This is a genomic window from Arthrobacter sp. GW460-12-1-14-TSB2, from assembly GCF_059423525.1.
This window is the reverse complement of the sequence record NZ_JBWKYC010000002.1, coordinates 429568-443055: the sequence shown is the minus strand read 5'-3', so window position 1 is coordinate 443055 and position 13488 is coordinate 429568. Positions and strand designations below refer to the sequence as shown.

Annotated in this window: 9 protein-coding genes; 4 read left to right on the top strand and 5 right to left on the bottom strand. The window is 58.6% G+C overall.

All coding sequences use genetic code 11. The features are described from left to right. Position 1: 1 nt before the first annotated feature. From AC07YR_RS05355 to AC07YR_RS05335, 5 genes are all read right to left on the bottom strand, one after another. Complete coding sequence (locus AC07YR_RS05355) at positions 2-1684, bottom strand: ATP-binding cassette domain-containing protein (protein ID WP_494733329.1); 1683 nt, start codon at positions 1682-1684, stop codon at positions 2-4. After that, entirely contained in the window at positions 1681-2574 is an 894-nt protein-coding gene (locus AC07YR_RS05350) for an ABC transporter permease (protein ID WP_494733328.1), read from the bottom strand. The genes AC07YR_RS05355 and AC07YR_RS05350 overlap by 4 nt, the downstream gene beginning before the upstream one ends. Beyond that, a complete protein-coding gene (locus AC07YR_RS05345) occupies positions 2571-3575 on the bottom strand; it encodes an ABC transporter permease (RefSeq protein WP_494733327.1) in 1005 nt (334 codons plus the stop codon). The genes AC07YR_RS05350 and AC07YR_RS05345 overlap by 4 nt, the downstream gene beginning before the upstream one ends. A gap of 8 nt (positions 3576-3583) precedes the next feature. Further along, on the bottom strand, positions 3584-5215 hold the full coding sequence (locus tag AC07YR_RS05340) for an ABC transporter substrate-binding protein (RefSeq protein WP_494733326.1): 1632 nt from the start codon (positions 5213-5215) through the stop codon (positions 3584-3586). Positions 5216-6709: 1494 nt separating this feature from the next. Further along, positions 6710-8170, bottom strand: a complete 1461-nt coding sequence (locus tag AC07YR_RS05335; protein WP_494733325.1) for a hypothetical protein — start codon at positions 8168-8170, stop codon at positions 6710-6712. A gap of 258 nt (positions 8171-8428) precedes the next feature. Here AC07YR_RS05335 and AC07YR_RS05330 point away from each other — a divergent pair, with 258 nt between their 5' ends. From AC07YR_RS05330 to AC07YR_RS05315, 4 genes are all read left to right on the top strand, one after another. Next, complete coding sequence (locus tag AC07YR_RS05330) at positions 8429-8626, top strand: hypothetical protein (protein ID WP_494733324.1); 198 nt, start codon at positions 8429-8431, stop codon at positions 8624-8626. A 517-nt stretch (positions 8627-9143) separates the two neighbouring features. Next, complete coding sequence (locus tag AC07YR_RS05325) at positions 9144-9959, top strand: hypothetical protein (protein WP_494733323.1); 816 nt, start codon at positions 9144-9146, stop codon at positions 9957-9959. Beyond that, complete coding sequence (locus AC07YR_RS05320) at positions 9949-10494, top strand: PIN domain-containing protein (protein WP_494733322.1); 546 nt, start codon at positions 9949-9951, stop codon at positions 10492-10494. Before AC07YR_RS05325 ends, AC07YR_RS05320 begins: the two co-directional genes overlap by 11 nt. 322 nt (positions 10495-10816) lie before the next feature. Next, positions 10817-11509 (top strand): hypothetical protein, encoded by a 693-nt coding sequence (locus tag AC07YR_RS05315; protein WP_494733321.1) that lies wholly within the window; start codon positions 10817-10819, stop codon positions 11507-11509. Positions 11510-13488 lie beyond the last annotated feature (1979 nt).

The following is a 13488-nucleotide window of genomic DNA, read 5'->3' as shown; positions in this document are numbered from 1 at the left end:
TTCAGCCCACGCGGCCCGGCAGAGCCGGGACGGTGAAGGTCGGAAGTTCCCCGATTCGGCCGGGGTCGGGCATCGCATCGAGAAGGGCCTGCGAATAGGGATTGCGCGGTTTGCGGTAGAACTCTTCGGCAGGAGTCGCTTCCATCAGCCGTCCCTTGTACATCGTTATTACCGTGTCGGTCATGTCCCTCACCAGCGCGAGGTCGTGGGACACCATAATCAGCGTGAGGTTGTTTTCGTCCACGAGTTCCTGGAACAGACCCATGATGCGTTGCTGGTTGGTGACGTCCAGGGCGCTGACCGGCTCATCCGCGACAAGGATTTCCGGATTCGGCGCCAGCGCCCGCGCGATGGCGACGCGCTGGCGCTGGCCTCCGGATAGATGGGTGGTGCGCTGCCCGAGAATGGTCCGGGGGAGGTGTACCCGATCGCACAGCTCGAGGACCGCAGAAGGTGAAGCCTTCCGGTGTGCCACGCCCAGCGCCTCGAGGAGGAGCTCTTCGGCTGTGTAACGGGGGTCCAGGCTTCGGCTGGCATCCTGAAATACCAGCTGGACTTTACGCCGGAACTCCCGTTCCGATGCCGGGTTAAGCCTCGCCATGTCTTGACCTGCGACGGTGACGCGGCCGGCTGTCGGCTTTTCGAGGCCTACCAGCAGACGCGTCAACGTTGACTTGCCTGATCCGGATTCACCGACGATAGAGGTGGTGCTGCCGCGCGGGATTTCAAAACTGACGTCACTCAGGGCGTGAACAACTGTTCCTCGGCCGAAAATACCCGGGGTGCCGTACCGCTGGCTGGCGCCTTGTACGGAAATGGCGGCAGGTTCATTCGTCCGGGCTGCTTTGAGGGGAGCGCGCAGAACGTGCGGCGATGAGAGGCGGGGCGAGGCATTGAGCAGCTCGATCGAGTAGGGGTGCCGCGGATTTTTCAGGACCGGTGCAACGTCGCCCGATTCGACGATGAGCCCATGCTCCATGACGCTGACCTCGTCACAGAGCCCCGCCACAACGCCGAGGTTGTGCGTAACGAAGACAATACCGAGACCGTCGTCGGCCAGCTGGCGCAGGAGACGGAGTACTCCTGCCTGAACTGTAGGATCCAGGGCGGTTGTAGGCTCGTCAGCGATCAGGAGACTGGGACGGTTGGCAAGTGCGAGGGCGATCATCGCCCGTTGGCGCATCCCACCGGACAGCTGGTGCGGAAAACGGTTTGACACCTTCTCTGGCTCAGGCAGGCGCGCCTGACCGAGAACTTCGAGCACTCTTGCCTTTGCGGATTCCTTTCCAACGCCATGATCCTGTAACGAGTGCAAAATCTGCTTCCCTACCGTGAGCATCGGGTGGAAGCCGCTCAGCGGATCCTGCAGCACCATTGATACGACGGACCCTCGGAGACGGCGCTGTTCGTTCGGGGCGAGATCCAGGATCGGTTGCCCTGCGACAAATACCTCTCCACCCGTGCGCTCGATGCCCTGCGGCAGCATCCCGAGACAACTCAGCCCGGTAAGCGTCTTACCGCTGCCGGACTCGCCGACCAGTCCCAGCACTCGACCAGGGGCGACCGAAAGTGAAACTCCCTTAACCAGGTCCCGGGCTCCCTGGGAGGCAGTTAGCCGGAGATCCTCAATTCTCAACACGTGTCTGTCCAGGTTCTCCCTACCTGGAGTGTGGACGTTGGTCATGATGTCCTCTCGGTTTGTCCGGTGGAAAGTGTAATTTCTTCGTTGGCAGCCGAACTTGACCCAGCACCGGCGAGCCATTCCCTGACGGCCTCGCCGGTCAAGGCAAAGGACACCACTGACAGGCACAGCACCAGACCCGGCATGAGGCTAATCCACCACTGACCTGTGGCGACATAGTTGGCTCCCATGGAGATCACGTAGCCCCATTCGGGGGTAGGGGGACGGACGCCGGCCCCTAGGAAGCTCAGTGCGGCGGTGAGGAGTACGGAGACACCGAGGCTGACCGAGATATTCGCCACGGCGCTGTCAATGGAATTGGGGAGGGCGTGCCGGGTAAGTGTACGCATTGTTCCGAGGCCCAATATCCGGCACGACGCCACAAGGCCTCCTTGCACTACTGAATGCAGGGATGAACGGATCAGCCGGGCGAAGACCGGGGTGGTGACAAAGATAACTGCAGTAATCACAGCACCGGTTCCTCGACCAAAAATCGCCGTTAGCGCCAGCGCAAAGACGGTCACTGGAATCGACTGGAAAACATCGAGGGCAGCATCGACGATCCGGGCGAGTACCTTCCAGATCCGGCCGCCAGCGGCGGAAAAGCCACTGATAGAGCCGAGCAGGAGTCCGAGTACGAACGAAGCGCCAACGCCAAGCAGGGCGATCGAGAGATCCGTACGGAAGGCCGCGATGACGACGGAAAAGATGTCGAGACCGGATGCATCGGTTCCGAAAGGGTGGGCGAAGCTGGGTTCCTGGAGGACATCCACCGTGGGCTTTTCCGGGTCGTAGGGAGCGATCCAGGGGCCGATGACGGCAAGGACGACGGAGATGAAGCTACCAATGACTCCTACCTTCCCCGCAAGTGTGGTGGGTATCAGGCTTTTCATGCTTTCCTCAATTGCGGATCGACTGCGGCGTGTAGAAGGTCGTTGGCGAGGTAGACCATGGCTGTAAACAGTCCAGCAATGAGAACGAAGCCCTGCACGCCCACGTAGTCGGAGCGGGTCACAGCTGCCACTGCATACTGTCCTACACCGCCCCAGGAGAAGACCGTTTCGACGAGGACGGCTCCGCCGACGAGGAAGACGGTGGTGGAGGCCAGCGTCGTAACCATAGTTGGCGACGTGAAACGCAGAATGTACCAAACACGTCGCCACGGAGAAATACCCCAGGAATCGGCGAAGCGGGCGAAATCCGACCCGTTGACTTTCTCGGTCACTGCGGACATGATCCGTACGACGGGTGCCAAGTAGACAAAGATCAACGTGATGCACGGCAAAATCAGATGTGCTGTTGCGTTTGCGACAGCTGGTGGATCACCGGCGATGGCGGCGTCGATCAGTCCAACGTTCGTAACCGCAGGGACAGTAATCCTCGCGTCCAGCTGGCCGCTCGGCGATGCGCCGATTCCGAGCTGCACGTAGAGTAGGGAGACCAGGCTGAGGCCAACCCAAAAATCGGGGACGACGCCAGCGAGGAACCCGTATCCGCTGACGACCTTGCGGGCGAGACCGTGTGGCCGCCTGAGCAGCCATCCGACTAGCAATAGCGCCAGCAGGATGATCATGAGTAGGGAGAAGAACATCAGGAGGAGGGTTGCGGGCGCCCTCTGCACGAGGTCCTGTACGACGGGGCTGCTGGTTTGAATGGAGGTCCCCCAGTCCCCCTGGAGGACACCCGAGACGTAGTGCCAGAATTGGACCCACAGAGGCTCGTCCAGTCCCATCGACTGGCGAATTCGCTCTACCTGCTCGGCTGTTGCCTGACCTCCGGCGAGGGCATAGGCAGGATCGCCGGGTATCAGTCGAGTGAGGAAAAAAACAAGGACGAGCAAGCCAAAGAGCTGGACGGGTAGTAGGGAAAGACGTCGGAGGATGAACCGGCCCACGACACGGCCTACTTCACGAGCTTGAGATCGGCGAAGCGGACCCCATTATTCGGATACCACGTGACGTTGGAGACGCGCTTTGAATGCGCGACGTGCCATCCGGGGTTGGCGAGGAGCACCCAGGGCTGTTCCTGCATCCAGATCTGCTGGGCCCGGTCAGCCTTCAGGTTACGGGCTGACGGCTCGGGCTCGACCAACATCTCTTCAATAAGCGTGTCGAACTCTGCATTCTTCCAGGACCCGACGTTGAGGTAAGACGTGGACTTCCAGTAGACACCGAGGGCATATGCTGGGTCGGCGACGAAGGGCCAGAATGCCGCGAGATAGGCTTGACCCCCGCGCTTGTACAGCTTGTCAAAGTAGCTCGACGCCGGCAATCCTTCGAGCAGCACGTTGATGCCGATTTGCTTGAGGGCGGACGCAACGATCGGTGCTATCAGCGGATCTTCGTAGTTGTCGTTGGAAAAGGTCAACGTCAAGTTGAATCCGGACACGCCGGCCTCTGCCATTAGGCTCTTGGACTTGTCGAGGTTGGTCTTGTACTCGTTGTACTTGGCGACGTGGCCCGGGTAGTCCTCCGGAAGGGGGCTGTTCAAGCCGGTCGCCGTGCCTAGGTACACACTGCTCAGAATGTCGTCGTACGGCAGGGCGTAGGCGATCGCCTGGCGGATCCGGGGATCCTTCAAGTTCGGGTCGAGCGCATTGAGCGGCATCACTTGGATCTTGTTCGACTTATAGGACGTGACGGTGAGCCCCGCCTCCTTGGCCGCCTTCAACTGGCTCGGGCTGAGGTTCATGGCGATGTCCGCTTCGCCGGACTGCAGCAACGCGAGCCGGTTCGCACTGGTCGGCACAGAGCGCCATACGACCTTGTCGAAGTCAGGCCTTGTCAAGGAATGCGGGTTGGCGGAGAGCGTGACCGTTTGGCCTTCTTGGAAAGCCGCAACGGCGTAAGCACCGAAGCCGGCGGTGTTCTTGCCGAGCCAACCCTGCGCCCACGGATCGTCGGCGGTTGCGTGCTGCTTTGCGGCGACCGAGTCAAATAGTCCTGCATAGAGCTTGGCCGCATCAACCTTAAAGAAAATGCTATTTGGCTTATCGAGGGCGAACCTGACTGTGCGCTCGTCCAGGGCGACTACTTGGTCAGCACTTGTGATTCCCATCGAATTGGCCATGAACAGGCCGGTTTGCTTGAGGGCGAAGTTGCGTTGAAAGGACCAGACGACGTCGGCAGACTTCAACTTGTTGCCCAAATTTGAGACGATGTCGTCCCTGAGAGTAATGGTGATGGTTCGCTGATCAGCCGAGACGTCGATTGTCTCGGCAAATCCATTCTCAAGGCCGCCCTTTATTCCACTCGCAAGGATATCGGCGATGGAGGTGCCATTGACCTGCGTCTTGCCGAATGCCACGATGTCACCGCCATAGGTGTTTCCGACTATGTTTTCACCGGCCACGTTCGCACCGGCAGCGCTGTCGGTATCAAAGTTGGCCGGGAAATCGGAGCCGACATACACAAGAGTGGAACTGGAACCGCCGCCGGCCGTAGCCCCGCGCGACGAACAGGACGCGAACAACGGAGTCGCGCCAGCCAGAACACTCAGTGCAAGGAAGCCGCGCCTCGACAAATTAGTAGCCATTAGATCCATCCTCAGGATTTTGGGAGAGGGGACACGCCCAGACGGAAGCGGAAGCAGCCGTCTTTTGCCCCATATTTATCTGAACCCGCAACCGGGAAGCGGCTGTTGTGGTTCTGTCGTTTTCCATGCCAACAGTGACACGCACCACGTGGCTTTTTCAGTCAGCCAGCAAAAGTCTGCACCGTTTGACGCTCTTGGCGATGGAATGCGCACCGAAGCTGCACTTTGTGATCCTGGCGCGTCGAGGAGTGGACGGGAGTGAGTGGGCGCCGTGACACTGAGTGGAGATGAGGTCCCCCCGGGTCCTGTGAGCCTGATGCGTCAAGTCCTCAGTCTCCATATGACAGAGCAAGCAAACCAGACTTGCCCGGAAGAAAGTCCGGATCCCACACACCTGCGCCCTGTCGACGCCAGCCACACGGACCCCCGGAGACGTTCCCGCTGAACCCGGAACGTCCAACGCCACCGACGATCCAGGCCGCAAAGTTATGTCGTCTGAAACAGAGAACATCATGAAGTAGTGAAGGCAGAGCCAGGATGAGGGGACCACAATGCAAGTCGAAAGCCGTCCGTGCACAAAGGTGTGCACAATGTGCACACCCCCTTTGGCCGGACAAACACACGATGAGCGCACGCTATCTGGCTCCCGGAAGGCAGCCATCCGGGGAAAATCCTCGAAGACAATTCGGCTTGGTCATGTCGTCAGCACAACTCCGCCCCATGAATAGGTGAAGGACCAACCCCAACGACCTCAAGAACGGAGACCCGAATGGCCGCATATCCCAGCAGGCGGAAGGCCCATAGGCCAGGACCCTGACCCCGCTCCCCACACAACCTAATAGGCGATCGCGGCGCCAGGCATAGACCGCGAACAGCGTCAGAGGGACCCGACCGAGGGACAATGTCCGCACATTAAAGCAAAAACCCCTCTGACGAGGGGTCATGCTGTGCCCAAGGTGGGACTCGAACTGCATTCCCTCCCCCGCAAACACTGGGAAGTCCCGGAAACATGCGGAATCCGGCCCGATCCGACCTCTGTACGACCCGGTCCGAGGCGAAAGGTGTGCACATTGTGCACACCTCCTTTTTACTTGTATGCGTGGCATCTTGGACCAGTTCTTGGTAGTAGAAACCAACGCAACGGGGCGCCCGACTAGAACTCGTCGGCTGCCGGTTGACTCGACCAGTGTGGAGTTAGACGCCTTCATCAGTTTTCCTCCTTTCAAACGTCCATAGCGGTTCGACCAGGCACTGACATGAAGCGGACTGACACCACAGATGGCAAGCGCATGTTCTTCACCCAGAAGACGAGGCGAAAGCAGGAATCGCGACAGAACCTCAAGCAGGGTGATGGGGTGCCCAATAGCAGGGCAAGATCTGTAACGCACCTGCGGTGCGTGGCATCGCCGCCCCCACAGTTTTGTCGAGCCTACGATATCGAGGGCCGCCCACCTGCAAAATGTTCTTCATACAAATCATCACCTGGAACGGGCCTTATACAGTTCGTCGTTCGGTTCCTTTGAAAGGCTCAGTTCTCGCAGGTTTCGCTGTGTTCATGACCAAGGCATTGACCGCCAAGCTGGGATGGTTCAACGCAAACTCCGAGTCGGCGGCCAACCAAGCCGTCCCCCCTATGACGTTGCCGTCGCCCCAATCCATCCCGTCATACCGAGGTGTCGCTGTAATATCAACCTCCTCCCCGCGATAGCTGGCCGTCAGCGTCCACTCATGAGCCGCACTCCCGCTAAAAGTCAGTTGAAGGGTATCGCCGTCTACGACGTAGCTTGTCTCCACGGGTTCACAAAAACTCTCTGCCCACTCGAAGTCTTCAAGTCCTGGAACGACTCCTAGGTTTTCCAGAATGATCAACGGTCCGTCGTCTTCGTAGACGTCTTCGGAACCTACATTGACGTTGACAAAATTCACTTCGCCCATGGTCAGGCTCGTTGGCCCATCATCGCCCAAAGCGAACGTTAAGCCGACGTGCACGTTGGCATCTTCGTAGAGTCGCAGGGTCGCAGCGTCAGTATGTTTGTCGCCGTTGATGTCGTAGCTGACTTGCGGGCCAACCAGGTCAGTAAGAACCCATGCCTCGGCTGTCACAAGCCTGGCTTCCTTATCCCACTTGGCATCACTTAAGCCCGCCAGGACCTTCCCGCCGATCGCAGCAAACGATGACGTCGACCCATCCAGTTCCCAATCAACAAGAGTGCTCGGGGCTTCAAATGATGCAAGGTCGACACTCTCCAAGTGCACCAACAGATATGAGGCACAGGCAGCCACAAGAGATGCGGATGCCGGCATCACCCGGAAGAGGTCCTTGTCCAAAGCCTTAGTGCCATGAACCACCCTGACGTTGTCTACGCCCCAAGCCTTATGCGCCTTATGGATATCGCTATCTCCGCTCAGGACAACGTAGGTGTCCGTCTGGCCACCAGCCTGCCTGAGGTAGGTGCGATAGATGGCACTGTCGGCCGCGCCCGTCTTGACAGCTTTACCTCCGCCCTTGGTAACGGCTTGGCCATCCCTGTTGACCCGTTCACCGGGTGACCGGACAAGAATCTGATCCATGATGGCCTCGACGGCAACCGATTCGATTGTGAGAATCTTGACATGGTCTCCGAGGGACCTGATTCCGTCGCGGACGAATGTGAGAGCATCGTTGATATCAGCTGATTGCGCTTCCAATTTCATACCAACGGCAATTAGATTGGACCGCGCTTCATTCAGCTTCGCCCGGTCTAGTCGCAGGTGTTCGGCCCATTCCCACATCACAGGTTCGGCTATCCATAGTTCCATTTTGTTGTGCTTCTTGGACTGGTGCGCCAACAACTTCAGCTGTTCAAGATCAAAGGTTCCTCTGCCCACAGCATTTGTATCGATCGCTACGGCTCGGATCTTCCCAACCCATTCCTGCACGGATTCCTGCTGCATCTGGGTTTGATCATTCGTCATGGAAGATATCGTGGTGCAGGCCTCCCATGAAATCAAACCGAAGACTTGGCCATCTGTGGGACCCGACCAGCGACAAGATTATGCCACCATAATGCGGTCGAGGAGGAGGTTTCGTCGTGTTGGCTGTCGTGCGCGCAGAAATGACACTGGACGAACGCCGTGGGCCCGAAATGTGGGGCTACGTACATAGGGCGCACATCGAATCCTCAAAACACGGCATCACAGCCTAATAACCACAGCGATTTCGGTGCAGATGCAATGACATTCTTTATCCTGTCACTGAACTTGGCGGACTGGATCGCCCGGGACGAGGATGATGACATCTCTCAGGACGAGATCAACCGCGAGATGGGCGGCTCACACATAATGTCTGTGGCCAATGACTTCGCCAACACGTCCAATCATTTCGGTCGCGATGAGGGCAGACGTGATGACATCAAGCCTGTCACCAAATGATCTCCGTTGGCTTCCACTAGCAAAGCGGCTATTCGTCCCCCTGTGAACTCACGGCTCGCCGCAGCCCTCTGCTGAGCCGTCGACAAAGTTCTGCCCGTGAAACTCTGGCGGGTGGTCCTTGGACCGGTCCCCTTTTTGTTTGAGGACCACAGCTTCCTTGTGCCCCGGAGACGGGAGCAATTTGGACCACGTACGGAAGAGGGTTGGACCACTCAAGGCCCGGGAAATGGAACGCCGAAGAACCAGTACCAGGGACCGCCTGCACCCCCATGGCCCGAGCGTAGTCGGCCAGCTGAGTCCACGTCCCGGCGTCGGCAGCAAGCATCATTGTCTGTCTACATTCCTTCAGGTCCCTCGTGGCGATGTCCATGATGATCTGCCGTGCGTGCTTTTCCACTCGCAGGCCGCACCCAGGACAGCCAGGGGTACAAATATCTAACCTTCATCCGGTCCCTGGTCAGTGGCTTCGCGGCAAGCCCTTCACCGAACTTCCCGTTCAATCCGCTACCTTGGTTTCATGGCAACGACAGGTCTTGAACTACGCCTCACGGAGGGCCGGGAAAAGGCCGCCGTCCACAGGTTCACCAAGACTCTCGAAGATGTCGTGCTTGCCCTCGGCGAGATTGACCGCCTGTACCTGCATCGCGGGTCGCGGCCGACGTGGATCATCGAGTCGCTGCAGCATCAGGCAAATGATGCAATCATCCGCCTTGAGCCACGGAGCTCGTCCCGCACCCGCGATCTGTCGGACATGCGCCGGCCGATCGATGCGTTGGTAGAAGGAGTTTCCAGCCTCGGTGAACGCGCCGAGATCCCGAAGCTTTACAGTCCCGAAACTGTGGAACGCATCAAGCGCATAGCAACAGGCGGGGACGAATATCACCAAGTCTCGATCGCGGCGTACAACGGCCGGGTCGGTTCGGTCGCAGTACTCTCCGACGCAGTACGGGACAATGCTGCATCAGCTGTCAAAGGCAAAGAAACGGCACGCGGAGCCCTCTCTGGTGTTCTCGACACCGTGGGATCAACCCCGCGTCGAAACTTCCTTCGTGTCCGGCTCTTTGACCGGCAAACTGAACGTGCCGTGTCCGGCCACGCCCCTCCGGCTCTTGCGGAATCTCTCCGTGAGCATTGGAACCACAGAGTTCTTGTGGGCGGCGATGTGACACGCAACGCTCAAGGACAGGCGATCCGCATTGAAATATCTGAAATTGAGCGGTTGCCGGAAGACGACTCCAATATGCCCTCAGCCCACGACATGTTGGGCATCGCTCCGGATTGGCTGGACGGGATGACAGTGGACGATTACATGCGGGGAGTCCGTGGTGCCTAAGAACAGCAACAAAGTACCGGTCCCTCTGATCTATGTGGACGCCTGTGTCTACCTGGACCTCATCACACGGAATGAGGATGAGGACAGACACACTGGAGAGCCACGGTGGAAGAGCGCCCTTTCAGTGTTCAACGCGGCTGAAGCCGGACAGATACGCCTGGCCGCATCGCCTCTTCTTGAGGCCGAGGTCTCCTGCAACGGGGAAGCCCGGAAGAATTCCGAGCGCATCCACAAGATGCTTCAGGGCTGGTTTCAAGCAGAATCGACGGCCTGGACCGAACTCGACCGTTTCTTGGCTCGTGATGCTCTCCAACTCATCAAGGATTTCGGCCATCTTCGCTTCAACCCCGGAAAGAAACTCCACGCGGCAGACGCCCTTCACCTTGCCGCAGCGGCACGGCTCAACTGTGACTACTTCTTCAGTCACGACGGCGGCTTTCCTCTGAACCGGAAAGTCGAGGACATGGTTGTCCAATCACCACGAGTCGTATGGCAGGAATCGCTGTTCGACCACTCCACTGGAAAAACGGCCTAGCGCCCGCCGAAGACGGCAGAAAGTTGTCAGACCACGCAATTTCCCACGACCGGGTAAGGACTTCCTTTCAGTGCATCTGATCGAGCACCTCACCGAGGCAGTAGATCGTTATTGGACTGTCGACGTGGAGATCATCGGCACCTCGGACGACGGACCAGCCGCCAGCGTGATGCATCGGCGAACTCCTGCCGTTAGGTCACGCTCGGGTCGGTCTTTGCGAGAGTCGGTCCGCGGTACCGCAGCCCGGACTGTAGCTTTATATCGTGAGCGGTAAACGAGCGAAGGGGAGCGGCAGGCCCGATCAGAACAACCTACGGTCCTAGTGAATGCCGAATGGATTGTTCGATCGGCAAGGGCTGTTCTCGCGGTCGACCTCGCCGACGTACCACTCACACGAGTGACCCAATTCATCGTTGGTTGGTGCCGAGCAGCATTTGCGCAGAGCCAAGTCGTTGGGCAACTTGCCATCAGCGGCACGTCTTCGGCTTCTGCGCCGAACAGGAGACTTTTCGCAGAGTTAGCCATCCGGCTCCAGTGGATGCTTGACCTCCCGAAGGAAGTTCGTCCCGCCGCGGTGGATGAAATTCTCGAAGTTGCTCGTGAGGCCAAGCGTGGCACCCTTAATCACTTACGGGACATGGGCTGGGATGTAGGGTTCGACCCGACCGAGATGGACGCCTTCGTTCTCGCACGCGCCACCGGCGACGTCAAGAACCAGGCGCGCAAGTTCACGGCAGCAGCACACGCAACTGAAGTCAAGAACGGCCCAGTGTTCGCGATGTGGCGGGAGGATTCCTATCTTGCGCATCCCACAGGTCCTCTTGCGGGAGAGTATGCCCCTGCCATCGATAACGAGGTACTCGGGCAGGGTTTACCCGATGTTGTCGATCAAGACCTAGCCGGGCATCGGGACATTTCAATGCTGGTCATCATGACGACCTGTTCGCTCCTCAAAGATGAGGGAGTGGAGGATAAAGCGGTCACTCGACTGAGTGGTGCATTCTTCTCGGACTAAGAGCTTGAGATCCTCAGAACTCACACGATCACCGCGTAACAAGCGCGGTGCCTGCCCGGGGGCTTCGGCGTTTCCCCGTCGTTTGAACCGCAGCAGCTCTCCGGAATATGGGGCAGGCGCTTCTGCGTCCGGCGGCTGTAGTTCGCCTTCGGTGCACATTGGAAAAACGCCTCGGTCAGCTCGATTGCCCGCACAGTTCGGGGAATGATGCAGCAAACTTCTGACATGAGGAAGAGGGTCGACAGTTCATCGCCAATCATCCGATTTCCATGGGTTCGACCGCTGGCCCCGTGGAGCAGTCTTGTCCCAGCGGATATATACCCCCAGAATGTCTAGTGCTCAATCGGAGACATTCCGGCGGCCGGTGATGGCTATCAGTTGGACCTCCGTCACGCAGAGGGCCGATAACGGCGCATCTGTCGCATGTTGAAGTCACTCCGGCACTGCCCTACGGAGTCATCCACGAACGAGACCACGCGATCAGCGTGATAAAGGATCTTTAGCTAGACCTCATACGCCTGTTTGTAGTACACCCCAAGCTGACGTCAGCCAGGTGGCCAGGGGTCGTCCGAATAGAATTAAATTCTTCTTTTCTGACGAGGGGTAGGCAAACTCTTAGACCGCTGCCTGACACCTGACTCGTACCTAGTGGCACCGCGACACCTGGCAGGATATGGGCGTCTCCCATAGGTGCCAGGTCAAGGGTTCGACGGAGCCGTTCGGCTTGATGTCACAGTTGTCATTCTGATCCCCATCATCGCTGGGCGGTTCCTGCACGCAACCAGGGCGCCATGCGCCGCTCACGATCCAAAGTTTCGATCGGCGCTCCCCCGTCGCTTATTTCCTCACGAAACGTTGAACCGCTCCCTGTCCCCCAAGTTGCCCTCCGGACCCTCAAACCCAGCGGTGACTCCATGTATCAGAACGACGCCCAAATCTGACAGACACATCCGGTCCCGGCAGCGACCCAGCAGCCTCGTCCACAACGCCAGTGCCGCCAGCATGCTCCTCGCCGTGTCACCGGAACGACCTTCGGCGACCAGCCCGCCTCTGAGAGGCGCGGCAGCCGCCCCATCTACCGCAAGTCTGAGCGGGACGCCTTTCTTAGCGCGAACGGCATTGACCCTAGCCGCGACCAACTATGGACCGGTCTTACGGATCAACCAAACCAGAACCGTCGTCGGAAGAAGAGTCCGGATCCCACACACCTGGACTCTGTCGACGGATCGTACGCCAGCCGTAGATACCCCAAAGAGGTGCCCGCTGAACCCGGAACGTCCAACGACACCAACGATCTAAGCCGCAAAGTCATGTCGTCTGAAACAGAGAACTTCATGAACGGGTGAGCCGGAACCATGAGGAAGAGATCAATATGCGGGCCGAAAAGCCACGCGTGCACAAAGGTGTGCACAATGTGCACACCCCCTTTGGCCGGACAAACACGCGATGAGCGGACATTGCCCGGTCGCCGAAAGCAGCTATCCGAGGACGATCCTCGACGAAGATTCGTCTTGGTCATGTCGTCACCACAACTCTGGGCCATGAATGAGTGACGGCCAACAACTGGCCACCGGAAACAGCTTGAAAGGACGGAACATACCCTAGATTCCAGCAGGCGGAGGGCCCATCAGCCAGGGCTCTGATCCCGCCACCCACATAACTTCACAGGCGACCGCGGCGCTAGGCACAGACCGCGGACGTGTCAGAGGGACCCGCGGAGGGTGAATGTCCACACATTAAAGCAAAAACCCCTCTGACGAGGGGTTATGCGTGCCCGAGGTGGGACTCGAACTGCATTCCAGCCCTTGATAACACTGGGAACTCATTAGAACATCAGCAAACCAGCCTGGTCCGAGCCATCTACGACGCAATCCGAAGCCGAAGGTGTTGACAGTGTCAACACCTTCTTTATTGACCATTTCCTGCACAATTTGTTGGCATCGGGGCGAGAGCGTCAGAGCAGGCCTTCCCCTTCACGA